Raw genomic sequence first — 17,285 nt, 5'->3', positions numbered from 1 at the left:
CAATACGGTAAACGCATTAAGAGAAACGCTATGAATTTTATGAGTAAATGTTCGGTATTAGCAGCTATAAGCTTGGCGTGTATTACATCTCAAGTAAGCCAAGCAGGAGGCGTGGAGCTAACAGAAAAGTTAACGGCTAAGGCGGCAACGTTAGCACCTTATCAGCAACGTGATTTTCAAGAAGAGGTCTTTTACTTTGTTTTACCTGACCGTTTTTACAATGCCGACACTAGTAATGATTTAGGCGCTGCTGAAAATGATAAAAAGCGTGCTGTGTCTCGCGGTGGGTTAGATAAAACGCATAAAGGCATGTATCACGGTGGTGATTTAGCTGGTTTGACTGAAAAATTACCTTACCTAGATAATATGGGGGTAAGTGCCATTTGGTTAACGCCGATACTTCGTAATCGCGCTATGCAAGCGGGAACCTCTGGTTATCATGGATATTGGATATTGGATTTCACTGAAATTGACCCGCACCTGGGCAGTAACGCCGAACTAAAAAACTTTATAGACCAAGCGCACAAACGTAATATAAAAGTATTTTTTGATATTATCACTAACCATACAGCTGACGTGATCAAGACCAAAGAATGCCACGGCGAAGACGGTTTAGGTTGGATAGTTGATGTAAGTAAAGGTAATGATTGTCCATTTATTTCTATGGCGCAACTTGCTCAAGGCAAGCATTACACCCCATTAATTCCTAAAGGTGATGAAACACTAAAATATCCAGCATGGCTTAATGATATGGATGTTTATCACAACCAAGGTGATTCATTCTGGCGAGGCGAAAGCTCAGTGCGAGGTGACTTTGCTGGCCTTGATGATTTATATACCCAAAAATCTAGTGTTGTTAATGGCATGATTGCTATTTACCAAGATATTATTGATGAGTTTAAGCCTGATGGCTTTCGTATTGATACCGTTAAACATGTCAACATAGAGTTTTGGCAGCAATTCTCACCAGCCCTAATGCAACATGCTAAAGCACAAGGTATTGATAACTTTTTCATGTTTGGTGAAGTTTATAGTTTTGAACCTGAATTATTAAGTCGCTTTACTACAGAAGCTAAAATTCCTTCAGTATTAGACTTTGCTTTTCAAGGTGCGATGACGAAAGCCTTGGTTGAACAGCAAGGTACTGATGTATTGGCGCAATTATTCGCTAAAGACCATTTTTATAATACTGAGCATAAATATATTCGCAACACCAATGCTAATCAATTAGTTAATTTTACCGGTAATCATGACATGGGTCGCTTTGCTTTTTCACTGAAGAAAAGTTCTCATAATTATAGTGAACAAGCACAAATTCAACGTAACTTATTGGCACATGCGATGATGTTCTTTAGTCGCGGTGTACCGGTAATTTATTATGGAGATGAGCAAGGTTTTGTCGGTGATGGTGGTGATCAAGCTTCACGCCAAGATATGATGCCTTCATTTGTTGACAGTTATAATGATGATGATTTACTGGCTACAACTAAAAGCACAGCCGACGATAATTTTGATACTAACCATCTTTTTTATCAAAGCTTTGCTAAGTACGCTCAGTTATATCAGCAATACCCAGCGTTACGTTTTGGTGAGCAGGCGGTGGTATATTCTCAAAATGAAGCCGGTATTTTTGCTATTACACGTCAAACGAAAGCGACGAATAACACTAATGCACAAAGTTTATTGGTTGTGTTTAATACGGCAATAAATGCGCAAAGCTTGAATCTAGTGTCAGAGAAAATAGGCGTTAAACAAGCAGAAACTACATTGCTTTATCGTTCAGTGGAGTCTGGAAAGGCTGATGAGATAGCACCCCTGAGCTTTGCTATTTATCAATTGAAGTAGTTAACTGAATCTAACATCGAAACAGTAGTGTAAATATTCCTATTACTTGTAATAGGAATATTGGTTTTACTTTCATTTTATTTATACTGATATCGCTAACCCATCTTGTCCAAAACTATTTCTGTACGGGGTAATTAAAGTTGGTTTTCATATTAGTTCGGCTTTAATTTTTTTGTTCAATATCATCAGACTGAGTCTGTACGGCTTCTTGTAATTGCTGCTCTACAATACTCTGTAACGGCTTATCATCAATAGAAATACTTAACTCGCTGTCTTCAATGTCATCCGAGTCTTGCAGTATTTCTAGCATATCCGAAGCAACTTCGGGAAAAGAATCAACGAATGTACTCGCGACATCTACTGCATGCTCAGGGATGTTGTCAACCATATGATTAATATAGTTATTAGCTGCATTCTCGATATTTTCTAATGCATCTTCTGAGAAAACTTGCTCGTTTTCATTGGTATTTTCATTTTCGCCTTCGCTTTCACTATCAATTAAGTTTTGAACATAGGCTTCAGCAACATCGTTTGACGACTCAGGCAGAGATTCTGATACCGTGAAGGCAAGCTCTGCAGACTGTTCAGGAGATACATCGGATAAACGATTGTAAAGCTCTGTTGCCGTATTTTCACAGGCCGCAGCGACCCTATCGACTGGACGCATTGCATCTAAAGAATCCGATAGGTTTGTCATATATTCTTCAGTCATTTCTAGCAACTCACTAGGGTATTCTTCGGCCATGTTCTCAGCGGCTAATTCCATTAAATCAATACCGTTATCAGGCATTGCATTAGCAATTGCGACAACAATGTTAGTAAATTGATCGGGATACTCAGAGGTGATCCAATCAACAAGTTGATCCGCTTGTTCAGGGGATGCATTGGTTAATGCTTCAGCAATGTGAATGCTCATTTGTGGAGCTGCTGATGTTATTGCGGCATATAATTTCCCAATGTCTATCGCCTCTATAGTACTTAATGCCGCGGCTAAGTTTGACGCATTTTTTGGATCTCTTTGCACAATTGCTTTAACCATATTAACCGCAGCCGATGGGTTTTTATTCGCCAAGCTAATAGCAACTTCCACTTCCGGAGTTGATTCGAATTGTGCTTCTGCATATTGTGTACGAGGATCGAGCTCTGATACTACGCCACTGGGTGTTTGCATGATAAAGCTTTCTTGCTCATCAAGTGGTAAAGCTTGCTGTAGCTTCATACGAATACCGATAAAAAGTAACAGAGTTAAGGCGACTACATTCATAAAGCTAAACAGCGCGCTGCTACCGAAGGAATTCATCACTACAGAAGCAAGGTAAGGACCTAAAATACTGCCTAAGGCATAGATTAATAATAGCGAACTCATTGCTGCCAAAATTTGTTCTTTTAAGACGGTATCAAATGTTTCAGACATACTCATTGGGTAAAGACAGGCAACCAAACCAGTGATTAGCGCAATAGCAAATAAGGTTAGTTTGAACATATCTTCGGACATAAGTAATGGCACAGATAAGCACAGTACAATGAGTGTCGCTACCATAAATAGCATGACTTTTCGGCGGTCAAAGTTATCCGATAAATAGGCAATAGGAAACTGTAAAATAATTGCCCCAGAGATTGCTGATCCCATAAATATGGATAAGTCTAAATCTGTAATACCGTTGTTACTGGCAAAAATAGGCAACATATTCATTAAACCAGCATACAAAATGCCACAATAAAAACTACTTACCACACCCAAAGGAGACAGTTTGAACACAGTTATTAAAGACATTGATGGGCTATCTTCAATTTGTGGACCTTGTTGTCTGCTAATAACGATGGGTGTAATGGATAAACTAAATAAAATGCCACAGATAACAAACAGGGTAATATCATTAATCGGCGCGACATTTAATAAAAATTGGCCAGAAAATAGGGCTGTCATTATCATCATCTGATTAATGGATAGTATACGTCCCCTATTTTTTTCAGTGGCGCTATGACTTAACCAACTATCAAGAGTGGCATTGGTGCAAGCAATACAAAACCCCGTGACTATCCTCATCCCAGCGAGTATTAAAGGCTCGGGGTAAAGGCCTGAAAGTAAAATCGCCACAGAGGTTAAACTACCGCACATGGCAAATATTCTTATATGACCGGCACGTTGTAATAAGATACGGCTATAATATGCACCCAGCAAAAAACCCACAGACAACATAGACAGTACTAAGCCCATATTATCCAGGCTCACCCCATCGCTCTGCATACGCACAGGTAGTAAAATGTTGCTTAATCCATAACCTAACATTAACAAAAAGCCACTTGTTAGTAATAGGATAAAAGGTTTGAGGGTCGTTATCACACGCAGTTCTCTTTTCTATATTTGTTGGGTAACTTCTCCGGCATCTAAGTGAATAGCATTTTATGAAAATGGTTTCACTCATCACCCAGCCAGAAATTATTGATACTACTTAAAAGTAGCTGATAATTGCGCAGCATAACAACAGAATGTTATTGATTATAGTAAAAATATTGAAAATAGTGCTATACAAGCTTGGTAGTCGTTTTTAACTGAGTTTTAGTCGTTATTTGGGGGATAGAATCTGTAAAACTTGGAAAATTGCAGGCTTATAATGTGTTTAGTCGAAGGGATATATTTTAAATCCTACCAGAATTATGAGTACTCTATGCTCCTGCTGTGTTTTTCCAATGGGTAACTAAGTCATAAACGATAAATCACGCTTACGTTTGATTCAATAACTAGCAGTATCCATTTAACGTGTGAATGACTGCCAGAATAGATTAAATGCCGCCTCGCGGTATTTAGCATCTTGAGCGAGCTCAGTGTTGTTAATGAAAAACTGACTACTAGTAAGGAACTGACCATGGGCACTTTCTAACATCAGCTCTATCGGATAATTAGCAATAAGTTGATGCTGTTGACCAAAGAGCATTATCTCCTTTAGAAAACCAAACTCATCAGCAAATATTTGAGCTTTAGTATTGGCCGAAAGCGGTTGGTATTGCATCACAAGTAAGCAAAATTGCTGTTGCTCAGCATTAGCTAAAGCCCAATCAATTGCTTGTTGCCAAATCACTTTGGCTTGTTGTTCTAACCGGGTTGCATCGAGTTCGAATGGTGCTATTTGCAGTGCAAATTCTTGTTTTATATTTTTATAAAGTTCAAGAACTAAAGCATCTTTTGAAGGGAAATGATGAAAAAGAGTGCCAGTGGCAACACCTGCTGTTTTGGCAATAGATGCGGTGGACGTTGCATAAATACCTTGATTTACAAACAAGGCTAAGGCGGTATCTAAAAGCTGCTGCTTTTTATTTTTAGGCTGGTTTATAGTTACAGACATATATTCGTTTACTCTTTTATAGATTTAAGGTGGTTATTAATGAAGTGAAAAATAATTCTGCATTGGCACTATTTGAAGCATGGGCACTATTCAACCGTAGAATAGCGCCATTATAACACTGTGAAATTACAACATTATCGTCTTATTCTCATTTAATTTAATACTATCTTAAGAAAAACTTCAACATCAACCTTTGTATCAAACCACCGTAGGGAGGATGCACTAATTTTCCGATATTTAACTTACCTCGAGACAGCACTGTTTTTGCTTTGGAAAAGGTTAAAAAACCTTCCTTGCCATGATATTGGCCCATGCCAGAATCTCCAATACCTCCAAAAGGTGCATCATCAGCGGCTACATGAAAGATTGTTTCATTAATGCAAACACCACCAGAGTGAGTTTGACTCAACAAATGTTGCTGGGTTTCTGTATCAAAACTCATAATATAAAGCGCTAAAGGCCGAGCGCGCTCATTAATATAATCAATTGTTTCTGAAATATCTTCATAGCTAATAATGGGGAGAATTGGGCCAAAAATCTCTTGTTGCATTATCAGCATGTCATCGGTGGTTTCAGTGACTAATTGCGTGGCAAGCTCACGTGAGTTTCGGTCAATGTCTTGCCCATTAGCTGAAACTACTTTTGCACCTTTACTCACTGCGTCATCTAACCAAGAAAGTAATCTATTATGCTGATTTTCGTTTATTACATGAGCATAATCTGTACTTTGATGTTTATCGCCATACATAGTTTGAAATTGCTTTTGATAACTACTGATAAAGGCTTCAACTTTATCTTTAGGGCAAAGAATATAATCGGGTGCCACACATATTTGTCCTGCATTTAAACACTTGCCAAAAATTAAGCGCTCAACGGCAGTGTCTATTGGCATGTCCGGCGCAATAATCACTGGGGATTTTCCACCCAGCTCTAAAGTAACAGGGGTAAGGTTATCAGCAGCCGCTCGCATTACGTGTCGTCCAACTGTAGTGGAGCCAGTAAAAATTAAGTGATCAAAGGGTAATGCAGAAAACTCTGCCGCGATGTTGGCTTCTCCTTCAATACAGGTAACGGTATTTTGTTCAAAAATACTACTTAACATTTTCTTGATAACTTGGTTGGTACTCGGAGTAAACTCTGACAATTTAATCATTGCTCTGTTGCCAGCAGCTAAGGCTGTGATTAACGGACCAATAGATAACATCACAGGAAAATTCCACGGCACCATAATACCGACTACGCCCAAAGGTTGATAATGCACTTCAACTTTAGCTGGCGCTAATAATAGCCCTGCATGACGGCGTTGCGGTTTCATCCATTTATTAAGGCGTTTAATAGTGTAATTAATATTGACGATACAAGGCATGATATCGGCTATTAAACTATCTTGTGCGGGACGTTGTCCGTAATCTTCATTAAGCGCGTTGACCAAGTCGTCTTGAAAAGAAAGTAGGGCACTTTTTAAAGCGGATAGTTGTGCAATTCGCTCTTTAGCTGACGGGTTAGGAGCACTGCGGTATGCCTGTTTTTGGCCAGTTAGTATGCTTGATAATTCACGCAGTTCAGTATTCATTTTTTCTGACATATTCATCGGTAACTCCATTGTTCAAGTCGCTTAGTGTTATTTAGGTATAGACCTAGCTTTTGATGTGTATGGATAACCACCAAAAGAATAGACTGACTAGTTAGTCGGTATGGGTATTTGAACTCATTACAACCATAATTGCAATGTTTTGTTTGTTTTTTATTCAAACTAATCACAAAAATTATTATTAATTTATAACTAAAGTGAGGTTAGCTAGGCTCTCAAGGGATATAAATTAATTAGTCGTGGTCATTACGACTAATTAATTATTTCTTAGGAAAAATATTGCTGAACAGGATATGTCTTTAAATATTAGGTTGTTATAACTTTTTAAGTTTCTGCTTTACTGATTTTGTATAAATAAACGTGAGACTTATAAAAGTCATTAAGTCGTATCGTTCTATAAGCTTGCCATGAGGGTAGTGCAAAATTATTACTAATAAGAAAGCTGACGTTAGATTTTTCTACTTGTAATTTATGGCTGATTTTTTCCATCGCCTCAGGGAACAAATAGCAGATTAATACGGAGGCCTTAGAAAAGTCTGCCAGATAAAAGTTCTTCCTATGTAAGGTTAAGTTTTTTAACCCCAATATCTTTTTAAGACAGCTTGATGTTAGCCAAGGCAGAAAGGATAGTTCGTATCCTACTACTTGTCTTTGCGGATATCTTTTGGCGATACGAATGACAAAGTTACCCCAGCCGCTACCCAAATCAACGATAGTACCTGACCCCGTTTTATCAACTAACTGCATCATGGAAAAATAGGCTTTATTTGAGCTTGGCATAGGCGATATGCCCAAGTTTACGGTGCTATACACGATCGAACTGGTAATAAGCAGCGCAATGAAAACCAAGCTAATGAGTAAAAGTAGTTCAGAAATTATCAAAGAAAACTCTCAAATAGGTTGTGCAAGTTATGAAGAAAGATAGGTTACGGGTGCGGTTTTCAAATACGTTATCATTAAAAGAGAATAACACTTAGTAAGGGGGATTAGCTTTCAATGTTTACGATATTTTCTACTAAAAAATCTAAGAAAACCCGTGTCTTTGGTGAAATCAACTCTCGTTTTAAGTATATGGCATAGGTGGCACTCAACTCTTCATAAGGGCTGAAAGTATATTCTGGCATGACTTGAATTAGCGAGCCATCTTCTAGTTCACTTCTGACGGCCCATAAAGGAATTAAAGCGAGTCCAGCATCATTCAGAACAAGTTGTTTTTGACCATTAACAGAGTTAACCGAAATGGTGTTGTTAAGGGACAGTTTTGTTTTTTCTTCTGCCATTAAAAACCAATCTTTCCATCGAGAATAATTGTATCGGATACATTGATGATCTTTTAAATCTTCAGGTGCGTGCGGGATACTATGGTTAATTAAATATTGAGGACTTGCACATAATAGGAAATTATTTAACGTTAGTTGCCTTGCTATCATGGTTGAGTCAGGTAAACGACCGCTTCGAATCGCTACATCTATATTCTCTTCGACAAGATCTACAACCCGTTCGGTTAATTCCAGGTCTATCTCAATATTCGGATAGAGCGAGATAAACTTCGAAATCAGTGGCAGTACAACACTTTCACCAAAACCCACTGTCATACTTATATTAAGCTTACCCTTTGGCACTTCTTGTAAGTCATTAACGACTCTTTTGGCTTCATCAAATTCCGAAACAATACGTTGAGAGTATTCGTAATATTTATGCCCAGCCTCAGTTAAACCAGTATTCCTAGTCGTTTTATTTAGCAATCGTACGCCGAGTTCTTGTTCGAGTACCGCGAGTTGCCTAGAAATTGAGGAGGGCTGCACATCAAAAATTCTACTGGTTTGGGAAATACTGCCGGTTTCGACAACACTGTTGAAATACAGTAACCGATTCAGTGAACTCATAATGGCTGTTACATAAGGATTATTTATATTGTTGTTACTCTAACTTCGCCTTGCCAAAAAGGCAATTGTGATTTGCAATTTAGGTTATGGCTTGCTCAATTAGCAATAGATAGAATAGCCACACTTAAACGAGCAAGCAAACTCGTAGTAAAGCCAATGCATACAAATACGCACGTAACCAAACATACAAATAAAGAGAGAAACCTATGAAAGCAATGATCATTAAAGAAATTGGATCTACTGAAGTTTTCCAACTTGCAGAAAAGGCAAAGCCAATTGCTAAAGCAGGCCATATGGTAGTCGAAGTGAAAGCAACAAGTGTAAACCCAATTGATACTATGCTGCGTTCAATTGAGCTACCTTGGTCAGCGAATTTACCTGAAATATTACACGGTGATGTTGCAGGTATTGTTTGTGAAGTGGGTGAAGGTGTTACCGGTTTTAACGTGGGGGACGAAGTTTACGGTATGGCTGGTGGTATTAACGGCGTTGACGGTGCGTTAGCTGAGTTTATGTTGGTTGATGCATTATTAATGGCTAATAAGCCTAAAACATTGACAATGAAACAAGCGGCAGCTCTGCCATTAGTCGCAATTACTTCTTATGAAGCTCTCGTTAACAAAATGAATGTGCAACAAGGTGATAAGGTACTTATTCATGGCGCTACGGGGGGCGTTGGTCATATTGCGGTTCAGTTAGCCAAAGTATTAGGTGCTAATGTAACTGCAACTTATTCTTCAGCTAACGAAGTGTTAGCAAAAACACTTGGTGCAGATAACTTAGTTGATTATAAGACTAAGTCAGTTGCTGACTACGTGCAGGCTTACACCGATGGTATTGGTTTTGATAAAGTATTTGATACCGTTGCAGGTGATAACATTGAGAAATCATTTGAAGCAGCTAAGTTAAATGGGCATGTAGCGACTATTTTACCTATTGCTGATCCACTACAAATTGCCCTGAAAAGTTTGTCATTCCACAGTGTTTTAGTGCTTATTCCATTATGCCACGGTATTAACCATGCATCACATGGCCGTATTCTTACTGAAATTGCAACCTTGGTCGATGCAGGAAAAATTACCCCTATTATTGATGAAAGCGATTTCTCAATATGGGAGGTAGCAAAAGCTCACGATCACCTTGCTTCGGGTAAAGCATTAGGAAAAATCACCTTAACGGTATAAATTTTGTAATAATTGCATAGAACTGAATTGAATAGAACTGAGTTCAACTGAACTTAATTTAATGAATAGCTGCTAATGACTATTAGTAGCTATTCATTTACTGGCACTTAGCCAAAAAGTCTCAGTGATGTTTATAGAATCATCATTATCATCTTTTATAGACGCCTATCTACTGCTGACAGAATATTCTCAAAAACTCATCATGACTGGGTAGTTTATCAATAGGTGCTTGCTTAATCTCTTTCACTTTTCTTAGCATTTCAGCGAGCTTCTCATCAGACATTATGTTGGCTATTGGATGATAATCTTGCGGTACGACACCTTGTCCTAACATCACTTGGAGCCATGAACTATCAGTGAATAAATCATTTTGCTCTCTAAATAATCGTCCGCTTTGTTTAAATATTTCAATTTTATGGGCGAGACTGTCCGGAATTTTCATATGACGCATATCTTGCCAAAAATCACTATCAGTGCGCTCTGTAGCATGATAATGCAGTACTAAAAAGTCTCTTATTTGTTCAAATTCAGTAGCCGACTGCTTGTTGAATTCATCAACTAGGCTGCTATTAATACCCTGATGAGGAAAAAGGTGTGCTAAGCGGACAACAGCAGATTGCACAAGATGAATACTGGTGGACTCAAGAGGTTCTAAAAAGCCACTTGATAGTCCAATAGCGATAACATTTTTGTTCCACTGTTGGTAACGTCGACCCGTTTGAAACTTAATAACTTTAGGATCGGCAATGGCTTTACTGTCTAAATTACCCATTATGGTATCCATAGCCTGTTGTTCACTACAATGGCTACTACTGTAAACTAAGCCATTACCGTTGCGGTGTTGCAGTGGAATGCGCCATTGCCAGCCTGCGGCATGAGCTATAGAACGCGTATAAGGTAAGGTTTTTTCTAATCGTTCTGAAGGTACCGCAATCGCACGGTCACATTGCAGTAAATGACTCCAATCTTCATAACCAGTGCGAAGTTTTTCTTGAATAAGCACGCCTTTAAAACCGGAACAGTCGATAAACAAATCACCTGTGACTGTTTGCCCACTTTTCAACTTAAGAGACGTTATATGTCCAGAGTTAGGGCATTGCTCAACGTGCTCGACTAAACCTTCTGTTCTAATTACGCCTATTTTCTCACTAAACTTTCGTAAAAACTTTGCATATAACCCCGCATCAAAATGATAAGCGTAAGGTAATTCAATGATAGGGTCTTTACTTTTTATCTGGGCAAATTTACCTGCTTTAGCACATAAGTAATTTAAATCGTATTGCCATAAATGGCTGTCATCTTCTAATTGATTGGCGCGCTTTAATAGGTGATGAAAATGACAAAAGGCTAAGCTTTTTCCTGCCGCACCAAAACTATGTAAATAGCTGTGACCCTGGCTTTTCCAGTTTTCAAAATTAATACCAAGTTTTATGGTTGCTTTGGTTTCACGTAAAAATTCGGCTTCATTTATGCCCAAAACATTATTTAAGTGCTTGATTGGTGGAATGGTCGCTTCGCCAACACCAATAGTGCCAATTGCATCAGACTCGACTAACTCAAGTTGAATAGCTGAACCGAGAATTTTTTTCAATAAGGCTGCAGAAATCCATCCAGAAGTGCCGCCGCCTAATACAACTACTTTTTTAATTGGACTATTCATGTTTGAGTTTCTCTTATAAATAACGTGTGATTAAATCAAATGAATTTTGCACTACACTCTTTCGTCTTGCGGTTTGAAGAGTAGTCAATAGCAGAGATTAAAATTTAATACCTACAGACCCTAACCGTTTTATAGTGCAAAAGTCACTTAAAAAAAAGCCTGTCAGTATACTGACAGGCTTTACTCTAACTACAATCTAACTAGAAGGAGTAGTTAAGACCTAACGAGTAGTTAGCACCAAATGATTGATAAGAGGTAATTTGTCTTCCATCATTTGCTTCAGCTTGAATAGTCTTTTCGTCGGTAATGTTCTGAGCTTGGAATGAAACACGTAACCCTTGTAGTGATTCAATGCCAGATTCATCGAAGTCATAACTGATTTGTGCATCCCAAATTTCGGCACCTAAATCATCAGTTGCTTCCAAAGCAAGGCTGCCTCCGCGTGTTTCAGTTAAGAATTCATCACGTTTTGTACCGGCGATACGAACTTCGAAGCCGTTTCTTTCATAGTAAGCGGTTAATGAGTAACTTTCTTCAGAAAGTCCAGGCACTTTACCACCATCACTAAGTTTACCATCTAGGAATGTTCCACTAATGACCAAACCAAAACCTTCTAAAGAGTCATGCATTATACGAAATGGAACACTTGCTTGTAATTCGTAACCACGTACGAAACCTTCAAAACCATCTGTGGTGGTACTAACAAAACCATTCAACGTTGCAGGAGCATCACCATTAGAATCTTTATGTATCTCAGGGATATACACATCAGAAAAATCAGTTAGTGCATCTGAAGTTCTATGCCAGTTAGTTAAATCTTTATAGAAAAATGTTGCGGCAAAATAACCATCTTCAGCAAAGTAGTTTTCGTAAGAAAGATCAAACTGGTTCGCTGTTAAAGGCTCTAACATCGGGTTACCAGCACTGCCAGTCCAAGGACCATTTTGTGGATTTGAACTTTGAATTTGATTATCGTTATAAGCAAAAGTAGCACGTGCATTAGGACGCATATCATCCATACGAGGACGACTTTGGACTTTTGATAAACCAGTACGAATAAATTGATTTTCAGCAATTTCAAAATTCAAGTTTAGTGTTGGTAACACATCCGAATATGAAGCGCCGCCACTTACTGGTGTTGATACTACATAAGCTTGTGCATTTTCAACCGTTGAAAAACCTGTTGAAGATTGGTCAACGTCAATGTATTGAACGCCAAAGTTACCTGTCATGTAGATGCCAGCAAAATCAGCTTCAAAATCAACTTTTGCGTATAACGTCAACGTTTCTTCATCAACGGTATAGGTATCACCTAAACGGTCAGTTTGCACTAAAGAAGCTTCTGTTGCGGTATAATAACCACTTTTGTATAAACCTAAACTGTCGTAGGCAAGGACACCATCAATGCCAATGAAGCTTAAACCTGCAACACCTAAAACATCAGGGATAGCTCCAGCACCAGGGTATTCAGGAGAAGTTAGGTAATCACCTTCATTGATTTTACTTTTACTACGTTCAGAGTAGTTAACACCGATGCTGATGCCACTAATAATACTGTATTCAACTACACCGTTAACTTCAAAGCGAATACTGTCTAATTCTTCTTCGAATACAGGACGGTTAACAAAACCATCTTGTGCATCACTGCCAATAACAGGTGCACCCCATGATTGAGGACCTGCAAGACGCATAAGGCTTTCATCAGTATAATCAACACCTGGAAGCGTTGGATGAGCGCTATACATAACGCCAGTTGAAGTCATTTCCCATGAACGAGCAGCTGATGGACGTCCATCTACGCCAGCACGACCAGTACCTGAATAGCTCTCTAAATCGATGATTGATTTATCAACATCACCTGTTGATATATCTAAAACGGTCGACCAATTATCATCTAAGGCATATTCAACATTTAAGCCAAAGGTAGTCAGTTCAGACTCTTGCGTTCTGGCGTCATTACGAACTACTGAATGGAAACCGTCCCATTGACCTGCAGTAACTAAACCATTTTCGATTGATGCAACATCGTAGTTGACACCACCCCATACAGGGCCACCTTCTTCAAGGCCACGACGTACATCACTTTCATTAAAGTCTATGTATAAGGCATCGAATTTAACGCTAAGTTGGTCATTAGGTTGATATTCAATAATTGCCGCAACTGAACTACGTTCCATCAAAGCAGAGCGGGCAAATGAATCATGGCCACCTAAAACTTTTGTAGCAGGATCTATATCATTACCGCTTAAATCTTGTTTTTTTACACAGTTTTCACCATTATCATCACAACTTGCATAGCCAACATCAGCATAACCCCAACCACGGAAGTTCTCTTCTTGGCGAGGTGTTTCTTGATTAGAAACAACAAAAGCTAGGCCTAAGGTATCGTCCATAAATTGGTCGACATAGTTGAATGATAAACGATGACCGTTGTTATCATAATCTGGGTTGGCTGAATCTTTTTCATTTTGTTCGTAAACAGCATTAAGTGTCATCGAAGCATCTGAATTTAATGGACTTACGGTTTGTAGATCAATAGTACCACCAATGCCTTGCGCTATAAGGCCAGCTTCAGGTGTTTTGTATACTACAATGTTAGATACTATTTCAGTTGGGTATAAATCGAACTCTACGCCACGGTTATCACCCATGCCAAGTAATTCACGACCGTTTAACGAAGTACCAATATAGTTTTCATTGAAACCACGTACTGATAGACCACTAGTACGACCGTTACGACGCTCGCCGGTTACACCAGGAAGACGGGCTAATGATTCTGCAACACTGGTATCAGGTAATTTACCGATATCTTCAGCAGAGAGAACTTCAACAATTGAGTTTGAGCTCATTTTAATCGCTTGTGCTCTTTGTAAGCTACCACGAATACCTGTTACTTGAATTACTTCAACTTCTTCTTCTGCAGCTTTCGTTTCTTCGGCAGCATAACTTGCAGTGCTTAATGCCATTAAGCCACTTGAAAGCAAAGCTAATGTCATTTTGCTTGGTTTAAAATGTAGCATTGAATATTCTCCCCTAGCCATCCGTGATTAATTTTATAAGCTAACTTCCATTTAGCCTAATAATTATATGTTTGTGTTTTACGTATGTAGTTATGTGGTCACATGTATCGATTGGTTATTATTTGTGAACAACTTTAATATAAAGGGGCAAATTACGGATGGATAGTCGTTGCATACGTATTCAGAGCGTAGCTGAGTCTTCTTTACTCATTGAATACGTATGCAACGATTGATTCAAAAATAAACAAGTGATCAGCTGAGGCATATTTTACGTGTTACACAGCGCTCAGTAACTATGTTTGTTTGTAAAAGGAAGACAGAAACCACGGATGTGGTGTTTGAATTAAACTTTATACATAGAAATTGTGAAATTAATGTCAGGTACAGAGGTGATCGAAAAGTAGCTGTAGGGTCTCGCCAATGTCAGCCATAATCTAGGAGAAAATGTATATTTTATCTTAAAACTATTTTGAAAGGTTGGCTAAAGGTTGGGTATGTAGACATTAAATGTAGACTCGTCGAGTAATCAGATTATTACTCAATAAATCTACAGTTTGATTGGGAATACCTCCATCTTTGCGAGTACTTATCTTATTTACAACTTAGATAATTGTTTTGCTAAAGATTCGGGTTTAGAGAAGTCAGAGGTTTTTAATATAACTTCACCGTTTTTTACCACCACTAAACTCGGAAATTCTTTAATGCCATACTGATGAAACATGCTATTGCTAACGTCAATTGCAATTGGATGTTTTACCTGGTATTTCTTGGTGTAATTAGCTAATTCAGAGGGGCCAGTCCAAAGTCTTGAAATAATCCCTTGCCATGCGAACTTGTCGAATTTTTTAGTTAAGTTATTGACTGAATTTTGTGCTGATATACATTGCTGTGATGCAGTGGGGCGAGAGTCTTTAAAATACCAATCACACCAAGTAGCAGTAAATAAAAAAGCGTGCGTTTTACTGTCATCCAGTCCTAAATCCAACGGTTTTTCAGTTTCGGCAATGGCAGTGTCAGCAAGTAAATCTAACTCCTTGGTGGCACTGATAAGGGCAATTTTGTTATCAAGTACCGAATCGGCTTTGTGGCCGAGGTGAACTAAGTTCATTTGTTTATCAAATAATAAGTGATACGGCGTGCCAAGCAATCTAAACGCTTGCGCTAAATCACCTTTGGTATCGATAACCATCGGCATCGATAAATTAAATTCTTGCTGTACTTTTTGTACGGCTGCCAAATTATCATTTATGCCTAAATTAATGGCGATGACAGCTAAATCATCACCATGTTGCTGGTTAATTTTTTCAAAGTGCGGCATTTGTTTGATACATGGTTTACACCAGGTAGCCCAAAACTTTAAATAGACCGGTTTTTTTCCTTGATATTGCTCCAAGGTAACGACTTCTCCTGTGGTTAGGGTCATTGGAATCGTTAATAACTGTTTCGATAGATTACTGGCGTACACTAAAGAAATTGTGCTGATAAATAATGTGAGAGTGATGGACAATAACAGGCGTTTGAGCATGAACATAAGGGATCCCTTGGCAATGTGGTGTTAGGTAGATAGTTAAAGGTGACTTATTTATAGGTAATGGTTTAAAGCTAACTTTTTACAGGTAATTTGTTGAAATATTAATAAATTTTGATAGATAGTTGTTCAATGAAACTTAGTTTACGTCAAATTATTATTATCAGAAGTGCTGATAATGAATTATATTAGTGAATATAATTCATTAATCGATTTATTAATAAGATCACTATGGATAAATTTAAAACTATTGCTTTGTTCATGTCGACTATTGAAACGGGTAGCTTTTCTGCAACAGCTAAAAAGCATGCAACAGACCCATCAACTGTTAGTAAAGCGATTAAAAGATTAGAAGAACAGCTCGGTTTGCAATTGCTTTATCGCTCTACTCGGCAATTAAGTTTGACTTCTGCAGGGCAGAAATATGCTGATACTGTGGGCTCCCTCTATCAACAACTTGAATCGTGTGAATACGAGCTAAAATCAGCCAATAATAGTTACAGTGGTGCGCTTAAAATTAATTTACCGGTATCGTATGGACGTGTGTATATGCTGCCGATGTTGAGTCGATTTAAAAAGGCCTATCCTGATATAGAGTTAGAGGTCAGTTTTAATGATCAATATGTTGATATGATTAGTGACGCTGTTGATGTTTCTATTCGAAGTGGGACTTTAAACGATAGCCGCTTGGTGGCACAAAAGTTGTCACCAATGGCATTTGTGATATGTGCCAGCAGTGACTTAGTGGCGACTCGAAAGGTTGATATTTCGAATGAAGGACTTGTTGCTTTACCTTGGGTGTTATTCCGTTTTAAGCAAACAGGCAAGACTATGCCGATAAATTTTAGCTATAAAGGTTGTCAAATTAATATTGAACCGAAAAAGGTAACCATTGTTGATGATGGTGAAACAATGGCTCAAATGTGTGCTGAAGGTTTGGGTCTTAGCCTTATGCCGCATTTTAATGCTAAGGCTTTAGTCGTTGCTGGCAAAATGAAGGTTGTAGCAATACTTGATGAATTTCCCAGTTCAGGGGTATTTATTGTTTATCCTAAACGAAAAGATCTTCCCAGACGCACACAGGTATTTATCGAGTTTGTTAAAGATTACCTTAAAGAAATAGGGGAGACACCATCGAAGACTTGGCTGGATACCTCAATTAATTCTAGTTAGCAAAATCGTCTTGAGCTTGAATACGTATGTAAGACGGGAAAACTAGTATTTATC

Annotated in this window: 11 protein-coding genes; 3 read left to right on the top strand and 8 right to left on the bottom strand. The window is 38.3% G+C overall.

The window, feature by feature from the left end; genetic code table 11:
- The first annotated feature begins 39 nt into the window (after positions 1–39).
- Positions 40–1,845, top strand: coding sequence for an alpha-amylase family glycosyl hydrolase (locus CXF79_RS01435; protein ID WP_232769044.1), 1,806 nt, complete (start codon positions 40–42; stop codon positions 1,843–1,845).
- Between the two features lie 163 nt (positions 1,846–2,008).
- Here CXF79_RS01435 and CXF79_RS01430 read toward each other — a convergent pair whose 3' ends face one another.
- From CXF79_RS01430 to CXF79_RS01410, 5 genes are all read right to left on the bottom strand, one after another.
- Positions 2,009–4,189 (bottom strand): MFS transporter, encoded by a 2,181-nt coding sequence (locus CXF79_RS01430; RefSeq protein ID WP_011041829.1) that lies wholly within the window; start codon positions 4,187–4,189, stop codon positions 2,009–2,011.
- A 412-nt stretch (positions 4,190–4,601) separates the two neighbouring features.
- A complete protein-coding gene (locus CXF79_RS01425) occupies positions 4,602–5,189 on the bottom strand; it encodes a TetR/AcrR family transcriptional regulator (protein WP_101153617.1) in 588 nt (195 codons plus the stop codon).
- 163 nt (positions 5,190–5,352) lie between these two features.
- A complete protein-coding gene (locus CXF79_RS01420; protein ID WP_101153616.1) occupies positions 5,353–6,780 on the bottom strand; it encodes a coniferyl aldehyde dehydrogenase in 1,428 nt (475 codons plus the stop codon).
- Positions 6,781–7,104: 324 nt separating this feature from the next.
- Positions 7,105–7,662, bottom strand: a complete 558-nt coding sequence (locus tag CXF79_RS01415) for a class I SAM-dependent methyltransferase (RefSeq protein WP_101153615.1) — start codon at positions 7,660–7,662, stop codon at positions 7,105–7,107.
- 104 nt (positions 7,663–7,766) lie between these two features.
- A complete protein-coding gene (locus CXF79_RS01410) occupies positions 7,767–8,666 on the bottom strand; it encodes a LysR family transcriptional regulator (protein WP_101153614.1) in 900 nt (299 codons plus the stop codon).
- Between the two features lie 206 nt (positions 8,667–8,872).
- On the opposite strand from CXF79_RS01410, the gene CXF79_RS01405 reads away from it, so the two are divergent.
- Positions 8,873–9,850, top strand: coding sequence for a zinc-dependent alcohol dehydrogenase family protein (locus CXF79_RS01405; RefSeq protein WP_101153613.1), 978 nt, complete (start codon positions 8,873–8,875; stop codon positions 9,848–9,850).
- Between the two features lie 169 nt (positions 9,851–10,019).
- Here the strand turns inward: CXF79_RS01405 and CXF79_RS01400 are convergent, their stop codons facing one another.
- From CXF79_RS01400 to CXF79_RS01390, 3 genes are all read right to left on the bottom strand, one after another.
- On the bottom strand, positions 10,020–11,510 hold the full coding sequence (locus CXF79_RS01400; RefSeq protein WP_101153612.1) for a tryptophan halogenase family protein: 1,491 nt from the start codon (positions 11,508–11,510) through the stop codon (positions 10,020–10,022).
- 200 nt (positions 11,511–11,710) lie between these two features.
- Positions 11,711–14,530 (bottom strand): TonB-dependent receptor, encoded by a 2,820-nt coding sequence (locus CXF79_RS01395; RefSeq protein WP_101153611.1) that lies wholly within the window; start codon positions 14,528–14,530, stop codon positions 11,711–11,713.
- Between the two features lie 595 nt (positions 14,531–15,125).
- Entirely contained in the window at positions 15,126–16,061 is a 936-nt protein-coding gene (locus CXF79_RS01390; protein ID WP_101153610.1) for a TlpA family protein disulfide reductase, read from the bottom strand.
- A gap of 228 nt (positions 16,062–16,289) precedes the next feature.
- Between CXF79_RS01390 and CXF79_RS01385 the strand changes: the two genes are divergently transcribed.
- Complete coding sequence (locus CXF79_RS01385) at positions 16,290–17,231, top strand: LysR family transcriptional regulator (protein ID WP_101153609.1); 942 nt, start codon at positions 16,290–16,292, stop codon at positions 17,229–17,231.
- Positions 17,232–17,285: the final 54 nt, after the last annotated feature.

Origin of the sequence: Colwellia sp. Bg11-28 (genome assembly GCF_002836245.1) — a bacterium.
Taxonomy (GTDB): Bacteria; Pseudomonadota; Gammaproteobacteria; order Enterobacterales; family Alteromonadaceae; genus Colwellia; species Colwellia psychrerythraea_A.
This window is presented reverse-complemented; position numbering and strand designations above follow the sequence as displayed.

Excerpts from the sequence above, each read along its gene's own strand:
- CXF79_RS01405 (WP_101153613.1), top strand. The coding sequence starts at position 8,873 with ATGAAAGCAATGATCATTAAAGAAATTGGATCTACTGAAGTTTTCCAA.
- CXF79_RS01425 (WP_101153617.1), bottom strand. The coding sequence starts at position 5,189 with ATGTCTGTAACTATAAACCAGCCTAAAAATAAAAAGCAGCAGCTTTTA.
- CXF79_RS01410 (WP_101153614.1), bottom strand. The coding sequence starts at position 8,666 with ATGAGTTCACTGAATCGGTTACTGTATTTCAACAGTGTTGTCGAAACC.
- CXF79_RS01420 (WP_101153616.1), bottom strand. The coding sequence starts at position 6,780 with ATGAATATGTCAGAAAAAATGAATACTGAACTGCGTGAATTATCAAGC.
- CXF79_RS01390 (WP_101153610.1), bottom strand. The coding sequence starts at position 16,061 with ATGTTCATGCTCAAACGCCTGTTATTGTCCATCACTCTCACATTATTT.
- CXF79_RS01385 (WP_101153609.1), top strand. The coding sequence starts at position 16,290 with ATGGATAAATTTAAAACTATTGCTTTGTTCATGTCGACTATTGAAACG.
- CXF79_RS01400 (WP_101153612.1), bottom strand. The coding sequence starts at position 11,510 with ATGAATAGTCCAATTAAAAAAGTAGTTGTATTAGGCGGCGGCACTTCT.
- CXF79_RS01395 (WP_101153611.1), bottom strand. The coding sequence starts at position 14,530 with ATGCTACATTTTAAACCAAGCAAAATGACATTAGCTTTGCTTTCAAGT.
- CXF79_RS01435 (WP_232769044.1), top strand. The coding sequence starts at position 40 with ATGAGTAAATGTTCGGTATTAGCAGCTATAAGCTTGGCGTGTATTACA.